We start from the raw sequence: 17415 nt of genomic DNA, 5'->3' as shown, positions 1-17415 counted from the left end.
CTGACCCGCCTGCTGAGACGCTTCGCGCTCCGGGCCCTCGTGCTCGGCGCGGTCACCGCCTTAACCGGGTTGAGCACCGTCGCGATGGCTCTCGTCCTCACCGGGTTCGGGTTGCTCTTCGTTCCCGTCCGCGAGCGCTGACGGCCCGTCCAGCAGGTGCGCCAGCAGGGCCCTGGCGGCCGGGTTCGCCGGTTGGGGGCCGCGGCCGGCGAGGTGGATCGCGCGGCTGAAACCCGGCCCGTCGAGCCGGGCGTACGGGAGCCCCGACTTCTCGGCCACCGGGCGCGGGACGATCGAGACGCCGAGGCCGGCCGCCACCAGGTCGACGAGCAGGGGCATGTGGGTCGCCTCGCAGACGCGGTGCCGGCGGACGCCCGCGTCCGCGAACCGGCGGGCGACCATCACCTCGATGCCGCTGCCGCTGAAGTCCACGAACGGCTCGTCGGCCAGTTCGGGCAGGCGGATCCGGTCGCGGCCGGCGAGCCGGTGGCCCGGGTGGCACAGCAGGACCAGGTCCTGGCGCCAGCTCGCGAAGCTGAACAGGTCGGCCGCCAGCGGCTCCGGCGCGGCCAGGAAACTCAGGTCCAGCTCGCCGCCGGCGATGCCCGCCGCCAGGTCGAAGACCGTGCTCTCGCGCACGTGGATGCGGACGCCCGGGTACCGGAGCCGGAACTCGCCGAGCTTCACCGGCAGGTCCACGACCGTCAGCGTCTGGATCGTGCCGATCGACACCCGCCCGCGCGTCAGGCCGGTCACCGCCGCCACCTCGCCGCGCGCGGCGGCGACGTCCGCGATGATGCGGTGGGCCAGTGGCAGCAGCGCTCGTCCCGCTTCGGTCAGCGTGACGCGGCGCGTCGTGCGGTCGAACAGCGGGGCACCCAGCTCCCCTTCGAGCTTCCGGATCGACGCGCTCAGCGCCGACTGCACCACGTGCACGTCCTGCGCCGCCGCCGTGAAACCCCCGCTCCGCACCACCGCGAGGAAGTGCTCGACCTGCCGCAGCTCCATCCACCGACTTTACGGCGCGCGAGGCGCGGCACGGACGTGATCGTGCCCGCACACCGGTCTTCGCGGCGCCGTGGTGGTCACATCACCGTGCGTGCTCGTCGGCACTCGTCCAGGCAATCACTCGTCCGTGTCGAATTCCGCGGTCCATCGCCTCGAATGTCGCAATGCGCGCTACCGCCCGTCCGCAATTCGCGAGGAATCCTCCGGCCGGCGCACCACTACAAGGTGGCCGCCCGGCCGGTGATCACTTTTCGCGCATCGCCGCCACCCGGCGGGTTCGACGGAATCCTTGCCGCGCGTAGCGATTTTGATAGCGTGGCCGGGCTTTCCCCCGCGGACCGAACTCTCACCGGTGCCGCTTCCCCACGCTCTTCCCTTGCGGTGAAAGGACTTCTTCATGCGCACCACCCTGCTCCGAGCCGGGAGCCTGGCCGGGGTGACGGCCGCCATCCTCGCGGGTTCCGCCGGCGTCTCGGCCGCCGACGACGCCGTCGCCGGGTCCGCTTTCGGTACCTCCGCCGAGGTTTCCGTGCTGCCCGGTGTGCTCACCGGGGGCAAGGGGATCACCGTCGAGACCGGGCAGCTCGCCGTGTCGAGCAGCACCGGGCCCGCTTCGGCGAGCGTCGCCGACGTGCCGCTCGAGGGGCTCGTCACCGCGAAGGCGATCAGCAGCTCCGTGGTGAACGGCGCCGGCACCGTGGCCGCCAAGGCGAGTGTCGCCGAGGCGACGCTGCCGCTGCTCGCGCCGGTCGCCGGGCGAGTGCCGTCGATCCGGGTGATCAGCGCGCGGTGCGCCTCCACCGACGGGCACGTCACCGGCAGCAGCGACCTCGCCGGCGTCAACCTCGGCCGGCTCGGGACGCTGCCCGCCGCCACCGGGCCGAACCAGCGGCTCGGGATCCCCGGGGTGGCCGAGGTGATCGTCAACGAACAGGTCCAGCGCTACGACGGCAGCCTCGAAATCACCGCGCTGCACGTCAAACTCCTCGACGGCGACGCCAAGAAGCTCGGCAGCGGCGACGTCAAGCTCGCGTCGGTCACCTGCGGCCCGTCGAAGGAGCGCGCGCCCCAGGCGCCGCCGCGGCCGGGGCCGGGGCAGGTCGTCGTCGTGCCCGCCGGCGCCCCGCAGACCGGTGACGGCAGCCTCGCCGCGGAGGGCTGAGCCGATGCCCCGCCGCGCACTGCTGATCGGCCTCCTTTCCGTGCTGCTGGCGGGCTGCGGGGCCTCGGCGACCCCCGCACCGCCGCCGAGCGCGGCCCCCGCCACCACGCTCGTGCGGTCGCTGCCGACCGCGCTCGACGTGCCGGCCATCGGCGCGCGGTCGTCGCTGGTGTCGCTCGGCCTCAACCCCGACCGGACCGTCGAGGTGCCGCCGGTCGACCAGCCGCTGCAGGCCGGCTGGTACGAGTACGGCCCCACGCCGGGCGAGGCCGGGCCGGCGGTCATCCTCGGGCACATCGACGGCGACCACCGGAAGGGCATCTTCTGGCGGCTGCACGAACTCAAGCCGGGCGAAGAGGTCCACGTCGACCGGGAAGACGGCGGGCGGCTGACGTTCGCGGTGACGAAGGTCGAGCAGATCGCCAAGAAGGAGTTCCCGACCGAAGCCGTCTACGGCGACACGACCGACCCGGAACTGCGCCTCATCACCTGCGGCGGCCGGTACGACGCGGCGAACCGCAACTACCTCGACAACGTCATCGTGTACGCGAAGCTCAAGCGCTGAGCGTCAGGACGGCCGGTTGCCCGTCGGGATCTCGATGCTGATCGGCCGTCCTTCCGACAGGAACAGCAGCGCCGCCTGGCGGAGGAACTCGTCGAAGGTCCAGTAGGCCGCCGGGGCCAGCGGGAACGGCAGCAGGCCCTCGCGGACGGCGATGAACGGGCCCCACGCGGTGCGCAGCAACGGGTCCCAGACCGGCTCGCGCGGGATGCGCAGCCAGCCGGCGACCTGGTCGCCGAGCATGAACCGGGTCATCGCGCCGAGGACGTGGGTGCTGAGGACGCCGCCGTCGACCGACGAGCCGAGGTTGAGCAGGATGTCGGCCAGCTCGACGCCCTCGTCGGTCGGCGCCAGCACCGGCGTCAGCACCTGGTCGGCCTGGGCGCCGGCCTCGGCCCACGACGCCGGGATGTACTCGTCCTCGATGCCGAGCAGGTGCGCGGTGAGCTGCCAGGAGTGCAGGAACCCCTCGGACTCCGCGCGCGGGATCGGCACCTCCCAGGCGGTCAGCTTCCGCATGACGGTGGTGGGCAGGCTGTGCCACGTGACCATCATGTCCCGCTGGCTGATCGGGATCGTCTGGTCGGCGCCCTGCCGCCACTGCGGGGACTGCGGCAGGAGGTGGCGTACCGCGGCGTGCACCAGGCGTGTCTTGACGCACGTCACGATCATCTCGCCGTCGGCGGCGAAAGCGTTGCGGGTCATGACGTCGTAGCCCAGCTTGGCGGTCTTGGAGATGCGGTCCTTCATGGCCGCGCCGCCCTTGGAGTGGTACACCGCGCGGGCCTCGTGCGGGATCACCGTGCTGACCATCCCGCTCGCGAGGCCGTACAGCAGCCCGAGGTAGAGACCGCGCTTTTCGGTGAACCGGAACGACGTCTCGAGCTTGCCCGGGTCCGCCCAGGACGGCAGCCGCCGGGCCCGCTCGACGAAGTCGCGCACGTCCGCGGGCAGTTCTTCGGGCAGCGGCTGGCCGTTCTTCTTCCAGGTCCGCAGCAGTTCGTTCACGCGGGGCACGTCGCCGCGGTCGGTGACGGCGGCGAGCAGCGGGTCGGCTTCGGTGTCCCAGACCCAGCGCGGATCCGCGCCCGCCCCGGTGCCGGCGACCGACGCCTCCGCCGGCCACGTCCACAACAACGGCGACGCCACCGTCACCGCGCCCACGATGCCCAGCGTGCCCCCGCGCTTCAACGCGAGCCGCCGGCTGACTTCGTCCTTGGCCATCGCTTCTCCTCCGGAGCCGAGATCATGAACTGATACTCTGATACGCGACTTGCCTCCTTGTATCAGACCATGCCGCGCCGCCGGTCACAAGACCTAGGGTGGGAGGATCAGGAGGTGGCTGTGGAACCCGTGGTGTCGCCGTTCACCGCCGCGCCCGGCGCGGAATCGCTGCTGGAGCGCGCCTACACCGACGCGCTGGAGCAGGTCGGCGACACCGACCAGATCCGGGTCCGCGTGCTCGACGCCGCGCACGAGCAGTTCTGCCGGATGGGCATCCAGCGCTCCACGATGGAGGACGTCGCCAAGCGCGCCGGGCTGTCCCGCATCACGGTCTACCGGCGGTTCGCCACGAAGGACACGCTCGTCGAGCACGTCGTGCGCCGCGAGTACCGCCGCTACTTCGACCGGTTCCTCGTCGAGATCAAGCAGGCCGAGACCGTCGCCGACCGGGTCGTGCTCGGCTTCGTGAGCTCGCTGCGCGCGATCCGCGGCAACCGGCTGATCGGCGGGCTGATCACCGCGGAACCGGGCCTGCTGGCGTCGTCGATGATCACCGACGACGGCCGGACGCTGGCCACCGTGCGGGAGTTCGTGGCCGGGCAGCTGCGGCGGGAGCAGCACGCCGGCACCGTGTCCGCCGAGCTGGACGTCGAGGTCGTGGCCGAGCTGATGGTCCGCGTGTCCGCCTCCTTCCTGGCCATTCCCAGCCACGTCGTCGACCTCGACGACGACGAGCGGCTCGCGGAACTGGCGCGGCGCTACCTCGTACCCATGCTCGAAGCTTGAGTTCCGGCCGCCGGAGAGATAAAGATACAAAGTAAGTAATCTTGTATCTCCGAGCGCCGGGAGCCTTCGTGGACCTGACCACCGAACAGCGCGACTTCGTCTCCGCCGTCGACGACTTCTGCCGGCGCGAGGTGGGCACCCGCGACACCCCGCACGACGACGCGCTGTACCGCAAGATGGCCGAGCTGGGCTGGCTGGGCATCAACGTGCCGCAGGAGTACGGCGGCGCCGGCCAGGGGATGCTGGACCTGGTGCTGTTCCTGGAAACCATCGCCTACCGGCAGGCACCGATCGGCGGGTTCGCCACCTCGGTGATCACGGCCGCGTCCTACGCGAAGTTCGCGAGCGAGGAGCGCAGGCGGGAGGTGCTGGGCGACTTCCTGCGCGGCGAGGTGCTCGCCGTCTCGATGTCCGAACCCGGCGCGGGCTCCGACGTCGGCGCGCTGGCGTGCAAGGCGGCGCGGCAGGACGGCGGCTGGGTCGTCGACGGCCAGAAGACGTGGTGCTCCAACGCCCACCTGGCCCGGCACATCCTGCTGGTCGCCCGCACCTCCGCCGACGGCGGCAAGCACGACGGCCTGACGATGTTCTCGGTCCCGGTCGGCGTAGACGGCCTGGCGATCCACGGCATCGACACGATGGGCGGCCGCGAGGTCAACGACCTGTACTTCACCGGCTGCGCACTGCCCGGCGACGCGGTGGTCGGCGAGGTCGGCCAGGGCTGGCGCCAGCTGATGGCGGGGCTGAACCTCGAGCGGATGATCCTGGCCGCGCTGATGCTCGGCACCGCGCGCCGCGCGTTCGAGGACACCGTGTCGTACGTGCGCGAACGCCACCAGTTCGGCCGCCCGGTGGGCTCGTTCCAGGCGTTGCGGCACCGCCTCGCCGACCACGCGACGGAGCTGGAGTGCACCCGCCTCCTGGTCCACGACGTCGCCCGCAGGATCGACGCGGCGGACGGGCAGCCGCTGCCGCGGGAGGCGTCGATGGCGAAGCTGAAGGCGACGGAGTTCGCGAAGGCCATGGCGCTCGACGGCATGCAGATGCTCGGCGGGTACGGGTATGCGACGGAGTACGGGATGGAACGGCTGGTCCGGGCGACGGTGGTGTCCACGGTGTACGGCGGGACGAGCGAGATCCAGCGCGACGTGATCGGGAAGACGTACGGCCTCTGACGGCGCGGCGGCGGCCTGGACGTCATGAAAGGGTCGTTCATGACGTCCGGCGCGGTGAACGACCCTTTCATGACGTGCGGCGGCGGGGCTACGGGAGGTCAGGTCGGCCGGCCGTGCCCGCTCCGACCCGCGGGGGCCGCGGCGAACTCGGCGACAGCCGACGGCGCCCGGCGCAGCCGGCGGCGCCCAGCTGAACTCGGCAGCGCCGACAGAACCCGGCAGCGCCACGGAACCCGGCAGCAGCCGGCGGCGGGCTGGCGGCAGCCGGCGGCGGGCGGCGGGGCAGCCGGCGGCGGGCTGGCGGCAGCCGGCGGCTGGCGGCGGGGCAGCCGGCGGCGGGCTGGCAGCAGCCGGCGGCGGGCGGCGGGGCAGCGGATGCGCCCCAATGTGGCGTTCGGTGCGTCCAACGCACCGAACGCCACATTGGGTGCATCCAGGTCCGGCACACCTGCCCCGGCATCCCCATCGGTCACCACCCCGGCCGGCCCACCGGCCTCACCCACCCGACCCGCCGGACCCACCGCAACCCGACGTCATGAACGACTCGTTCATCACCTCCGGCGGGCGGAAGTTCGGCGCCGAACGTCCCGGGATGACTGGTTCGCCGCCTTCGGTGCGGTCGCCGGGTGCGGCGAGCCGGTTTACGCTCGGGTGGCCCGGGTAGTCCGGCCGGGAACGTGAGCGGGAGGTGACATGGGACCACGGCGGTGGCTCGAATCCTGGCCCGTGTACCGCCAGCTCACCGGCGCCGATCCGCTCGGGCGGGGCAAGGCCGCGGAGTCGCCGCGGTCCGAAGCTCTCGCTCCGCGTACCGCGGGTGCCGATCGGGTGGCCAAGTCCGTCTGTCCCTACTGCGCTGTCGGGTGCGGGCAGCAGGTGTTCGTCAAGGACGGGAAGGTCGTCCAGATCGAAGGCGATCCCGACAGCCCCATCTCGCGGGGGCGGCTCTGCCCGAAGGGGTCGGCCAGCAAGCAGCTGGTCACCGGGCCGCACCGGGAACAAAAGGTCCGCTACCGCGCGCCCTATGCCACCGAGTGGACCGAGCTGGACCTCGAGACCGCGCTCGACATGGTCGCCGACCGGGTGCTCGACGCGCGGCGGAAGGGCTGGCAGGACACCGATGACCACGGTGCGCCGCTGGGCCGGACCATGGGCATCGCCAGTCTCGGCGGCGCCACCCTGGACAACGAAGAGAACTACCTGATCAAGAAGCTCTTCACCGCGCTCGGCGCGATCCAGATCGAAAACCAGGCGCGTATTTGACACTCCGCCACCGTTCCCGGTCTGGGGACTTCCTTCGGTCGCGGTGGCGCGACGGACTACCAGCAGGACCTGCGGAACGCCGACTGCGTCATCATCATGGGCTCCAACATGGCCGAGGCGCATCCGGTCGGGTTCCAGTGGGTGATGGAGGCGAAGGCGCGCGGTGCGCAGGTGCTGCACATCGACCCGCGGTTCACCCGGACGAGCGCGCTCGCCGATGCCCACGTGCCGCTGCGGGCGGGGACGGACATCGCCTTCCTCGGCGGGGTGATCAACCACATCCTGAGCAACGACCTGGACTTCCGCGAGTACGTCGTCGCCTACACCAACGCGTCCTTCCTGGTGCACGAGGACTTCCAGGACACCGAGGACCTCGACGGCCTCTTCAGCGGCTACGACGAAGCCACGGCCGCCTACGACCCGGCGACCTGGCACTACCAGGACGTCGAGCCGCGGGAAACCGGGCACGGGAAGGAAACTTCGCCGTCGGACCAGCACGGCTCCGGCGGCCCGGTCCTCGAAGGCGGCAGCGAGGAGATCGCCGCCGACCCGACGCTGGAGCACCCGCGCTGCGTGTTCCAGATCCTCAAGCGCCACTTCGCCCGCTACACCCCGGAAATGGTCGAGGCCACCTGCGGCACGCCGAAGGAGCTCTTCCTGCGGGTCTGCGACGCCTGGACGCGCAACTCCGGCCGGGAGCGCACCACCGCGCTCGTCTACAGCGTGGGCTGGACGCAGCACAGCGTCGGCGCGCAGTACATCCGCGCGGGCTCGATCATCCAGCTGCTGCTGGGCAACATCGGCCGGCCCGGCGGCGGGGTGTTCGCGCTGCGCGGGCACGCCAGCATCCAGGGCTCGACCGACATCCCGACGCTGTTCAACCTGCTGCCCGGCTACCTGCCGATGCCCACCCCCGACCAACGCACGCTCGGCGACTACCTCGAGCACGTCAGCGGCGACAAGCAGAAGGGCTTCTGGCGCAACGCCGACGCCTACACCGTGTCGCTGCTCAAGGAGTACTGGGGCGAGAAAGCCACGCCGGACAACGACTTCTGCTTCGGCTACCTGCCGCGGATCAACGGCGACCACGGCACCTACCGGACCGTGATGGACATGGTCGACGGCAAGGTGTCCGGCTACTTCCTGCTCGGGCAGAACCCGGCCGTCGGCTCGGCGCACGGGAAGCTGCAGCGGCTCGGCATGGCCAACCTCGACTGGCTGGTCGTGCGCGACCTGACCATGATCGAGAGCGCCACCTTCTGGAAGGACGCGCCGGAGGTCGAAACCGGCGAGATCACGCCGGCGACGTGCCGCACCGAAGTGTTCTTCTTCCCCGCCGCCTCGCACGTCGAGAAGGAGGGGACGTTCACCCAGACCCAGCGCATGCTGCAGTGGCGCGAAAAGGCCGTCGAACCGGCCGGGGACCAGCGCTCGGAGCTGTGGTTCTTCTACCACCTGGGCCGCAAGCTGCGGGAGCGCCTCGCCGGGTCCGCCGACGAGCGCGACCGGCCGGTGCTCGACCTCGCCTGGGACTACGCGGTGCACGGCGACGAGCCGTCGGCCGAAGACGTGCTGCGGCGGATCAACGGCCAGGACCTCCGCACCGGCGAGGAACTCGGCGGCTACCTCGAGCTCAAGGCCGACGGCAGCACCTCGAGCGGCTGCTGGATCTACTGCGGGGTCTACGCCGACGGCGTCAACCAGGCCGCCCGCCGCAAGTCCCGGTTCGAACAGGACGAAACGGCCCTCGAGTGGGGCTGGGTCTGGCCGCTCAACCGGCGCGTCCTGTACAACCGCGCGTCCGCCGACCCGGCCGGGAAGCCGTGGAGCGCGCGGAAGGCCCTGGTGTGGTGGGACGCCGACGCCGGCGAGTGGACCGGCCACGACGTGCCCGACTTCGAGAAGACCAAGCCGCCGGACCACGTGCCGCCCGCAGGCGCGGTCGGGCCGGCCGCGCTGCGCGGCGACGACCCGTTCATCATGCAGTCCGACGGGAAGGCGTGGCTGTTCGCGCCGTCCGGGCTGGCCGACGGCCCGCTCCCGACGCACTACGAACCGCACGAGTCGCCGTTCCGCAACCCCTTCTACGCCCAGCAGGCCAACCCGGCGCGGAAGGTCTACGGCCGCCGGGACAACCCGTCGAACCCGTCGCCGCCGGAAGCGCACAGCGAGGTGTTCCCGTTCGTCTTCACCGCCGCGCGGCTGACCGAGCACCACACCGCGGGCGGGATGAGCCGGACCCTGCCCTACCTGGCGGAGCTGCAGCCGGACCTGTTCGTCGAGGTCTCCCCCGAGCTCGCCCAGCTGCGCGGGCTGGCGCACCTGGGCTGGGCGCACGTCGTCACCTCGCGGGCTGCCGTCGAGGCACGCGTCTTCGTGACCGACCGGCTGCGGCCGCTGCGGGTGCAGGACCGGGTCGTGCACCAGGTGTGGCTGCCCTACCACTGGGGCGGTTCCGGGCTGGTGCCCGGCGACGTCGTGAACGACCTGTTCGGCGTCGTGCTGGACCCGAACGTGTTCATCCAGGAGAGCAAGGTCGCCACCTGCGACGTCCGGCCCGGCAAGCGGCCGCGCGGCGCCGCGCTCACCGCGTACCTCGCCGAGTACCGGGAGCGCGCGGGCATCACGCCGGAAACGGGTACGCGGGTGTCGACCGCGCACGAAACCCGGCACGTCGAACCCGGCCACGAGGAGGACGGGACATGAGCATCGAGGACCGGCTGTCCGGCCCGCTGCCGGACGTCGCCGGGGAGGCCGGGCACACCGGGCACCCGCCGCGGGTCGGGTTCTTCACCGACACGTCGGTGTGCATCGGCTGCAAGGCCTGCGAAGTCGCCTGCAAGGAGTGGAACGACGTCCCCGAAGACGGGCTCGACCTGCTCGGGATGTCGTTCGACAACACCGGCGCGCTCGGCGCGAACACGTGGCGGCACGTGGCTTTCGTCGAGCAGCCGCGCCCGCCCGGCGGGCCGGGCACCGCTCCCCCGCCGAGCGCTCCGGAGGACCTCGGCATGCCGTCGTTCGACCTGCCGGGCGCGAAGACCGGCGCCGACGGCCGGACCGACTTCCGCTGGCTGATGGCGTCGGACGTGTGCAAGCACTGCACCCACGCCGGCTGCCTCGACGTCTGCCCGACGGGGGCGCTGTTCCGCACCGAGTTCGGCTCGGTCGTGGTGCAGCAGGACATCTGCAACGGCTGCGGCTACTGCGTTTCCGGCTGCCCGTACGGCGTCATCGACCGGCGGCCGGACGACGGGCGCGCGCAGAAGTGCACGCTCTGCTACGACCGGCTGCACGACGGCCTCGAACCGGCGTGCGCCAAGGCGTGCCCGACCGACTCCATCCAGTTCGGCGAGCTCGACGAGCTGCGCGAGCGGGCCGCCCACCGCGTCGAGCAGCTGCACGAGCGCGGGGTCACCGAAGCCCGGCTCTACGGGCACGACCCGGCCGACGGGGTCGGCGGCACCGGCGCGTTCTTCCTGCTGCTGGACGAACCCGAGGTCTACGGCCTGCCGCCGGACCCGGTGGTGCCGACCCGGGAACTGCCCGCGATGTGGAAGTACGCCGGGGTGGCGGCGTCGGCGTTGCTCGCCGCCGCCGTCGCCGCGTTCGGAGGACGCCGCCGATGACCGCTCGCAAGTCCCGCCGCTCCCGCGAAGAGCTGATGGTGCCGGACGCCGAGTTCCGGTCCTACTACGGGCGGCCGGTGCTCAAGCCGCCGGTGTGGGAGTGGAAGGTGCCGGCGTACCTGTTCACCGGCGGGCTCGCCGCGGGCACCTCGCTGCTGGCCGCCGGCGCCGACCTGACCGGGCGGCCGCGGCTGCGCCGGGTGGGCCGCACCGGGTCGGTGGCGGCACTGCTGGCCAGCGTCTACCTGCTGGTCGCCGACCTCGGCCGGCCCGAGCGGTTCCACCACATGCTGCGCGTCGCGAAACCGACGTCGCCGATGAGCGTGGGCACGTGGATCCTCAGCGCGTTCGGGCCCGGGGTGGGGGTCGCGGCGGTCGCCGAGGTGCTGCCTTCCGGGCGGTGGCCGGGCAAGCTCGCGAGCGCGGTGGCCCGCCCGGCCGGGCTCGCGTCGGCCGTCGTCGCGCCGGCTGTCGCGTCCTACACGGCGGTGCTGCTGTCCCAGACCGCGGTCCCGGCCTGGCACGAAGCCCACCCGCAGCTGCCGTTCGTCTTCGCCGGCTCGGCCGCCGCGAGTTCCGGCGGCTTCGCGATGGTGCTGGTCCCGGTCGAGGAGGCGGGCCCGGCCCGCGCGCTGGCCGCGATGGGCGCGGTGACCGAGCTGGTGGCGTCGAAGGTGCTGGAGCGACAGCTCGGCGCGACGGCAGAGGCGTACACGACGGGCAAGGCGCACCGGCTGCGCAAGTGGTCCGAGCGGCTGACCGCGGCGGGCCTGCTGGGCACGCTGGCCGGGCACCGCAGCCGCGCGGTGTCGGCGGTCGCCGGCGCGGCGCTGTTCGCGGGCAGCGCGCTGCAGCGGTTCGGGGTGTTCGAGGCGGGTGTCGAGTCCACCAAGGACCCGAAGTACGTCGTCGTGCCCCAGCGCCGGCGCGCCGCGGCGGCCGAGCCGCGGCCCTGACGCCCGCGCCCGCGGCGGCGAGGTTCCCGGCCTGCGGCCGGGAACCTGTGGCTTGACCTGCGGCTCCACCCGCGATTATGGTCAGCCTCCCCGCTGGATGTTAGCGCTAACGCGAAAAGGCCACCGACCATGACGAATCCCCGCGGCGCGGTGACGATCACCGACGTGGCGAACGCGGCCGGGGTCTCGGCGAGCACGGTGTCGTACGTGATCACCGGCAAGCGGACGATCTCCGCGGCGACGCGGCGGCGGGTGGAGGAGACCATCCGCACCCTCGGCTACCGCCGCCGCGGCGGCTCGGCCGCCCCGGTCGCGGCGCGGGCCGGCGTGCTCGCGGTCGCGGCACCGCTGGACCGGCACCTGGGCGTGGCGATGGAGTTCTTCGCCGCGGCCGCCGGCACCGCCCGCGAACTCGGCTTCGATCTGCTGCTGGTCACCGACGACCCGGGCCCGGCGGGCCTGCACCGCGTGACGTCGGCCGCGCTGGCCGACGCGGTGCTCGTGCTGGACGCCGGCGACGACGACCCGCGCGTGCCCGTGCTGCTCGCCTCGGGGCGCCCGGCGGTGCTGATCGGCAGGCACCGCGGCCCGGCCGCCCTTCCCCTGGACTTCGCACCGGCGGGGCAAGCCTGCGCAGCCCACCTGGCCGGCCTCGGCCACCGCTCGATCGCCCACCTGACACCGGCGGCCCCGGACCGGCTCCGCTACCTGGCGGGCTTCCGCGAAGCCGCGGCGCACCGGCGTGCGGAAGCGCTTTCCCGCCTGTGCGCCCCCGACGACGTCCCACGCTGCCTGGCCGAGCTGCTCACCCGCGGCGGGCCGACCGCGCTGGTCGTCCACGACGAAGCCGTGCTCCCACCGGTCCTGGCCGAGCTCGGACGGCGCGGGCTGCGGGTGCCGGAAGACGTGTCCGTCGTGGCGGTGTGCTCGGCCACCGTGGCGGACCGGCAGCGGATCCGCCCCACGGCGGTGGTCGTCCCGGCGCGCGAACTGGGCGTGCGGGCGGTCGAGCTGGCGGTGCTCCGGCTGGACGGGGTGCCCACGGCCGAGCCGGAGCCGGTGACGCCCCCGCTCGTCATCGGCGAGACCACCGGGCCACCCGGCCGCTGAGCCGGCGCCCCGGGTGCCACCGGTCCCGGCGGCGGGTCACCCCTCCCTCGGCGTGGCTCGCTCCTCGAGGCCGAGCGCCGCGACCAGGTCGGCCACCCGGTGGTGCGCCTCCAGCGGGTGGCGCAGCCGGCCCTCCGGGTGGATCTTGTAGTGGTTGCGCCGGCCGACCCGCTCGCGCTCGAGGTAGCCCTCCTCGATCAGGTCGCGGAGGATGAGCTGCACCCCGCGTTCCGTGAGGCCCACCCGGGCGGCGATGTCGTGCAGCGTCCGGTCGGGATCCGCGGCCACGCACAGCAAAACGTGCGCGTGGTTGCTCAGGAACGTCCACGAAGCCATACCGGCCACAGTAGCCGTCCGAAGTTGACAGACGAAGCGCAGTTCGTCATTCTGGAAGCAGCGGAGGGGAGTACCCGCCCGGTCCGGCATCGTCAATCCGGCTGCCCGAGCGCAGTCCGGTGCCGGCGTCACACCGCGTGTGACCGGGGAGACCTCTGGTTCGCCACCGAACCGGAGGAGTGCGTGATGACCGTTCCGTTCTGGGCCTGGCTCGCCGTGCTCGGCGTCATCCTGGCGATGCTCGCCGTCGACCTGGCCGCCCACCGCAAGGCGCACGTGGTCGGCGTCCGCGAAGCCCTCGCCTGGTCCGGTGTGTGGGTGACGCTGGGGCTGGCCTTCGGCGCCATCGTCTGGTGGGTCTGGGGCGCGGAGTTCGCGGGCCAGTACTTCGCCGGCTACGTCATCGAAAAGTCGCTCGCGGTCGACAACGTCTTCGTGTTCGCGATCATCTTCGGGTACTTCGCCGTCCCGCGCGAGCACCAGCACCGCGTCCTCTTCTACGGCGTGCTCGGCGCCCTCGTGTTCCGCGCGGTGTTCATCGCGGCGGGCTCGGCGCTGATCGCGACCTTCGCGTGGATCCTGTACGTCTTCGGGGCCTTCCTGGTCGTCACCGGCGTGCGGATGGCGCTGCACCGCGAGCAGGAGGTCGACTACGAGCGCAACGTCGTGCTGCGCGCGTTCCGCCGGGTCGTCCCCTCGACCGATCGCCACCACGGCGCCCGGTTCCTCGTCCGCGAAGGCGGCCGCTGGGTCGCGACACCGCTGCTCGCGGTCCTGGTGCTGATCGAGGTCGTCGACGTCGTCTTCGCGGTCGACTCGATCCCGGCGATCTTCGCCGTGACGCAGGAGCCGTTCCTCGTGTTCACGTCGAACGCCTTCGCGGTCCTCGGCCTGCGGGCGATGTACTTCCTGCTGGCCGACGTCATGCACCGGTTCGTGTACCTCAAGCTCGGGCTGGCGCTGGTGCTGGTCTGGGTGGGCGTGAAGATGCTGCTGCTGGAGGTCTGGAAGATCCCGACCGCGCTGTCGCTGGGCGTCGTGGCCGTGATCCTCGCGACGGCGGTGGGGGCCAGCCTCCTGCGGACGCGCGCGAAGGCCGAGCCGTAAATCGCTTGCCCCGCCCCCGGCCCGCCGATGGACTGTCCCGATGGAGATCCGCCCGACCACCGACCAGGACCTCGACGCGTTCGTCACCACGTTCCACACCGCGCTGGGACGCTTCCCGGAAACGCCCGGCGAGCACGGCGGCGTCTGGTGGTCGGCGCTCGAAATGGACCGGAACCTGCTGGCCGTCACGCCGGCGGGGCAGCCCGTCGGCACCGCCGGCGTGTACTCCTTCGAGCTCACCCTGCCCGGTGAAGTCCTCGCCCCGGCCGCCGGGGTGACCGCCGTCGGCGTGCTGCCCTCGCACCGGCGGCGGGGCGTGCTCAGCGCGATGATGCGGCGCCAGCTCACCGACCTGCGCGCCCGCGGGGAGTTCCTCGCCGTCCTGCTGGCCTCCGAAGCCGTGATCTACCGCCGGTTCGGCTACGGGCCCGCGACCTACACGCAGCAGCTCACCGTGCCACGCCACCAGGCCGAGCCGGCGCTCCCCCGGGCTCGCACCGCCGCGGCGGCGCCCGGCTCGGTCGAGGTGCGGCCGCGCGCCGACTGCGTCGGGACCATGGAAGAGGTCTACGACGCCTACCGCCGCACCCAGCCCGGTGCGCTGTCGCGGCCGCCGCGCTGGTGGAGCTCGGGTGCGGGGAAGCCCCCGATCGCCCCGGCGCCGCGGTACATCGCCGTCCACCGCGACGCCGACGGGGTCGCGGACGGCTACGCCAGCTACTCGATCGGCGGCCCCCGCACCATGACCGTCGACGAAACCATCACCACCGACGACGCCGTCTTCACCGCCCTCGCCCGCTTCGCGCTCGGGCACGACCTGGTGTCCGACGTCGTGTTCCGGCACGTCCCGCCCGGGCACCCGCTGCGCTGGCAGCTCAGCGACTTCCGCGCCGGCCAGGTCGGCGACGACACGGACTGGCTGTGGGTCCGGCTGCTGGACGTACCCCGCGCCCTGACCGCCCGCGGCTGGTCCGCCGACGGCGAGCTGGTTCTCGACGTCACCGACCCGTTCCTCGCCGAGCACGACCGCTACCTGCTGACCGTCCGCGACGGCAAGGGCGAGTGCGAGCGGACGGACCGCGAGCCCGACCTGACCCTGGACGTGAGCGACCTGGGCTCGATCTACCTCGGCGGCACGACCCCGAGCACGCTGGTGCGCGCCGGCCACATCGAGGCCCACCACCCGGCGGCGGCCGCCGTCGCGGACGCCCTGTTCCGGGGTGAGCGCGCGCCGCACTGCCTGCACTGGTTCTGACCGGTCCCGCGTCCCGCCCCGGTCAGCCCGCCGGGACGGGGGACCACGGCAGGACTTCGCCGTGGCGGACGAGCTCGCCGTAGTGGGCGGGGTCGACCGGCCGGAACACCAGGTCCAGCAGCTCGTCCGCGGCCTGTGCGGGGCTGGGCGCGTCCCGCACGTCCCACCACAGGGCGGAGGTGGGGGTGTTCATCATCCCGGGGCAGACGGCGGCGAGCAGGATCCCCCGCGCCAGGTCGTCCGCGCGCCGGTCCGCGGCCAGGGTGCGCACGGCCGCGACCTGGCCGATCTTCGACGGGATGTTGACGAAGCCCGGCCAGTCGCCGCCGCGGGCGCTGCCGTCGGCGACCGCGTCGCGCCAGGCCGCGACCTGCTCGTCCACCTCGTCCAAAGAGGACAGTCCGGTGAACCGGCCGTGCAGCGCGGGTGCCAGGTGGTTCAGCGTGCCGAACGAGCTGGCCACGACGAGGAACCGGCCGCCGTCGCGGAGCAGGGGCGCGAACGCCCGCAGCAGCCGGGTGGTGCCGAAGTTGTTGACCTCGGCGTATTCCCCGACGATCTCGCGCGGGTCGTCGTCGGGACCGACGCGCATGACGGCGTTGCCGATCACGAAGTCGATGCCGCCATGCCGTTCCCGCAGCCGCCGCGCCAGCCGCGCGGACGCCTGCGGGTCGGCGACGTCGAGGACCTCGCCGCGGATTTCGGCGCCCCCGGCGGGCATCGCCTCGACGGCCTGCGTGACGCGCCCGGCGTCGCGGCCGGTGAGGTAGACGGTGTCGGCCGGGGACAGCCGCTGGGCGAGCCCCTCGACGAGGGCCAGGCCGAGGCCTTGGGTGGCGCCGGTGACCAGGGCGATCTGGGGAGTCATGCGGTTTCCTTCTCGAGCAGGGTTTCGGAGAGGGTCCAGAGGCGCTCGGCGCCTTCGGGGTCGAGGGCGTAGCGGGCCACGCCGTGCAGGCGCGGTGCCTGGCCGCGCCGGTCGATGGTCGGGGTCTCGGCGCAGTCGGCGAAGTAGCGGCCGCCGATCCCGTCGAGCAGCGGTGACGTGGCGAGCAGGACCGACGTCGCAGCGCCCTGCTGGGGCGTCTTGATCAGCTCGGGCGGCACCTGCCCGCTGCCGCGGCCGCCGGTGTGGCGCTGCAGGTTCGTGTGGATCGCGCCCGGCATCAGCGCGTTGGCCGTGATGCCGTCGCCAGCCCAGCGGCGGGTCGCTTCGACGGCGAAGAGCACGTTGGCGGTCTTGGACTGGCCGTACGCCTGCCACGGGTCGTAGGGGCGGAAGGCGAAGTCGACGTCGTCGAAGACCACCGGGGACAGCTGGTGGCCGGACGAGCTGACCACGACGATCCGGGCGGCGCCGTCGGCGGCGAGGGCCGGGTGGAGGCCGGTGGCGAGGGCGAAGTGCCCGAGGTGGTTGGTGGCGAACTGCAGCTCCCGGCCCTGCGGCGTGTACTGCTCGGGCGCGGCCATCACGCCGGCGTTGGCCACGAGGACGTGCAGCGGGCCGGTCCAGGCCGCGGTGAAGGCGGCGACCGACGCCGGGTCGGCCAGGTCGAGGGGTGCGACGTGCGGCGCGGGGCGGCCCGTGGTCGCGGCGATGTCCTCGGCGGCACGCCGGCCGGCCTCGGCGTCGCGGACGGCCAGGGTGACCTCGGCGCCGGTCGGGACGAGGGCGCGGGCGGTCTCGACGCCCAGGCCGGAGGACGCGCCGGTCACCACGGCCCGGCGGCCGGTCAGGTCGATCCCCGCGGCGACCTCGGCCGCGGTGCTGGCGAATCCGAAGGGGGTTTCGATCAGGTCCATGCCTTCACGCTAGGAGCGCCACAGCCATGCGAAAAGCGA

15 protein-coding genes are annotated in these 17415 nt (G+C 72.9%); 10 read left to right on the top strand and 5 right to left on the bottom strand.

The annotated features are described in order from the left end of the window. Positions 1-60 precede the first annotated feature (60 nt). Positions 61-1008, bottom strand: a complete 948-nt coding sequence (locus AB5J73_RS29745) for a LysR family transcriptional regulator (protein ID WP_370961973.1) — start codon at positions 1006-1008, stop codon at positions 61-63. A 397-nt stretch (positions 1009-1405) separates the two neighbouring features. Between AB5J73_RS29745 and AB5J73_RS29740 the strand changes: the two genes are divergently transcribed. Next, positions 1406-2170, top strand: coding sequence for a choice-of-anchor P family protein (locus AB5J73_RS29740; protein WP_370961972.1), 765 nt, complete (start codon positions 1406-1408; stop codon positions 2168-2170). A 4-nt stretch (positions 2171-2174) separates the two neighbouring features. Continuing rightward, entirely contained in the window at positions 2175-2735 is a 561-nt protein-coding gene (locus tag AB5J73_RS29735) for a class F sortase (RefSeq protein WP_370961971.1), read from the top strand. A 3-nt stretch (positions 2736-2738) separates the two neighbouring features. Here the strand turns inward: AB5J73_RS29735 and AB5J73_RS29730 are convergent, their stop codons facing one another. Then, positions 2739-3956, bottom strand: coding sequence for an oxygenase MpaB family protein (locus AB5J73_RS29730; RefSeq protein WP_370961970.1), 1218 nt, complete (start codon positions 3954-3956; stop codon positions 2739-2741). 114 nt (positions 3957-4070) lie between these two features. Here AB5J73_RS29730 and AB5J73_RS29725 point away from each other — a divergent pair, with 114 nt between their 5' ends. The 6 genes from AB5J73_RS29725 to AB5J73_RS29700 all read left to right on the top strand — a co-directional run bounded on the left by AB5J73_RS29725 (position 4071) and on the right by AB5J73_RS29700 (position 12875). Then, on the top strand, positions 4071-4742 hold the full coding sequence (locus AB5J73_RS29725; RefSeq protein WP_370961969.1) for a TetR/AcrR family transcriptional regulator: 672 nt from the start codon (positions 4071-4073) through the stop codon (positions 4740-4742). A gap of 68 nt (positions 4743-4810) precedes the next feature. Next, the gene (locus tag AB5J73_RS29720) at positions 4811-5917 is read left to right on the top strand and encodes an acyl-CoA dehydrogenase family protein (RefSeq protein ID WP_370961968.1); all 1107 of its coding nucleotides are present in this window, start codon (positions 4811-4813) and stop codon (positions 5915-5917) included. A gap of 693 nt (positions 5918-6610) precedes the next feature. Further along, positions 6611-9886, top strand: a complete 3276-nt coding sequence (gene fdh, locus AB5J73_RS29715; RefSeq protein WP_370961967.1) for a formate dehydrogenase — start codon at positions 6611-6613, stop codon at positions 9884-9886. Continuing rightward, entirely contained in the window at positions 9883-10809 is a 927-nt protein-coding gene (locus AB5J73_RS29710) for a 4Fe-4S dicluster domain-containing protein (protein WP_370961966.1), read from the top strand. Before fdh ends, AB5J73_RS29710 begins: the two co-directional genes overlap by 4 nt. Next, positions 10806-11765: an NrfD/PsrC family molybdoenzyme membrane anchor subunit gene (gene nrfD / locus AB5J73_RS29705; RefSeq protein WP_370961965.1), complete on the top strand. Its 960-nt coding sequence runs from the start codon at positions 10806-10808 to the stop codon at positions 11763-11765. Before AB5J73_RS29710 ends, nrfD begins: the two co-directional genes overlap by 4 nt. A gap of 129 nt (positions 11766-11894) precedes the next feature. Then, entirely contained in the window at positions 11895-12875 is a 981-nt protein-coding gene (locus AB5J73_RS29700) for a LacI family DNA-binding transcriptional regulator (RefSeq protein WP_370961964.1), read from the top strand. Positions 12876-12911: 36 nt separating this feature from the next. Here the strand turns inward: AB5J73_RS29700 and AB5J73_RS29695 are convergent, their stop codons facing one another. Continuing rightward, on the bottom strand, positions 12912-13211 hold the full coding sequence (locus AB5J73_RS29695) for a helix-turn-helix transcriptional regulator (RefSeq protein ID WP_370961963.1): 300 nt from the start codon (positions 13209-13211) through the stop codon (positions 12912-12914). A gap of 186 nt (positions 13212-13397) precedes the next feature. Here AB5J73_RS29695 and AB5J73_RS29690 point away from each other — a divergent pair, with 186 nt between their 5' ends. Further along, positions 13398-14318: a TerC family protein gene (locus AB5J73_RS29690; RefSeq protein ID WP_370961962.1), complete on the top strand. Its 921-nt coding sequence runs from the start codon at positions 13398-13400 to the stop codon at positions 14316-14318. Between the two features lie 40 nt (positions 14319-14358). Next, on the top strand, positions 14359-15573 hold the full coding sequence (locus tag AB5J73_RS29685; RefSeq protein WP_370961961.1) for a GNAT family N-acetyltransferase: 1215 nt from the start codon (positions 14359-14361) through the stop codon (positions 15571-15573). 22 nt (positions 15574-15595) lie between these two features. Here AB5J73_RS29685 and AB5J73_RS29680 read toward each other — a convergent pair whose 3' ends face one another. Both AB5J73_RS29680 and AB5J73_RS29675 read right to left on the bottom strand, forming a co-directional pair. Continuing rightward, a complete protein-coding gene (locus AB5J73_RS29680; RefSeq protein ID WP_370961960.1) occupies positions 15596-16441 on the bottom strand; it encodes an SDR family NAD(P)-dependent oxidoreductase in 846 nt (281 codons plus the stop codon). Next, positions 16438-17376 carry an SDR family NAD(P)-dependent oxidoreductase gene (locus AB5J73_RS29675; protein ID WP_370961959.1) on the bottom strand — a complete coding sequence of 313 codons (939 nt, stop codon included), beginning with the start codon at positions 17374-17376 and terminating at the stop codon, positions 16438-16440. Before AB5J73_RS29675 ends, AB5J73_RS29680 begins: the two co-directional genes overlap by 4 nt. Positions 17377-17415: the final 39 nt, after the last annotated feature.

Origin of the sequence: Amycolatopsis sp. cg9, from assembly GCF_041346945.1 — a bacterium.
Lineage (GTDB): Bacteria > Actinomycetota > Actinomycetes > Mycobacteriales > Pseudonocardiaceae > Amycolatopsis.
This window is presented reverse-complemented; position numbering and strand designations above follow the sequence as displayed.

What these genes read in the sequence shown, in the direction of transcription:
- AB5J73_RS29685 (WP_370961961.1), top strand. Translation starts at nt 14,359, where the DNA reads ATGGAGATCCGCCCGACCACCGACCAGGACCTCGACGCGTTCGTCACC.
- AB5J73_RS29730 (WP_370961970.1), bottom strand. Translation starts at nt 3,956, where the DNA reads ATGGCCAAGGACGAAGTCAGCCGGCGGCTCGCGTTGAAGCGCGGGGGC.
- AB5J73_RS29740 (WP_370961972.1), top strand. Translation starts at nt 1,406, where the DNA reads ATGCGCACCACCCTGCTCCGAGCCGGGAGCCTGGCCGGGGTGACGGCC.
- AB5J73_RS29690 (WP_370961962.1), top strand. Translation starts at nt 13,398, where the DNA reads ATGACCGTTCCGTTCTGGGCCTGGCTCGCCGTGCTCGGCGTCATCCTG.
- nrfD (WP_370961965.1), top strand. Translation starts at nt 10,806, where the DNA reads ATGACCGCTCGCAAGTCCCGCCGCTCCCGCGAAGAGCTGATGGTGCCG.
- AB5J73_RS29700 (WP_370961964.1), top strand. Translation starts at nt 11,895, where the DNA reads ATGACGAATCCCCGCGGCGCGGTGACGATCACCGACGTGGCGAACGCG.
- AB5J73_RS29745 (WP_370961973.1), bottom strand. Translation starts at nt 1,008, where the DNA reads ATGGAGCTGCGGCAGGTCGAGCACTTCCTCGCGGTGGTGCGGAGCGGG.
- AB5J73_RS29695 (WP_370961963.1), bottom strand. Translation starts at nt 13,211, where the DNA reads ATGGCTTCGTGGACGTTCCTGAGCAACCACGCGCACGTTTTGCTGTGC.
- AB5J73_RS29710 (WP_370961966.1), top strand. Translation starts at nt 9,883, where the DNA reads ATGAGCATCGAGGACCGGCTGTCCGGCCCGCTGCCGGACGTCGCCGGG.
- AB5J73_RS29680 (WP_370961960.1), bottom strand. Translation starts at nt 16,441, where the DNA reads ATGACTCCCCAGATCGCCCTGGTCACCGGCGCCACCCAAGGCCTCGGC.
- AB5J73_RS29675 (WP_370961959.1), bottom strand. Translation starts at nt 17,376, where the DNA reads ATGGACCTGATCGAAACCCCCTTCGGATTCGCCAGCACCGCGGCCGAG.
- AB5J73_RS29735 (WP_370961971.1), top strand. Translation starts at nt 2,175, where the DNA reads ATGCCCCGCCGCGCACTGCTGATCGGCCTCCTTTCCGTGCTGCTGGCG.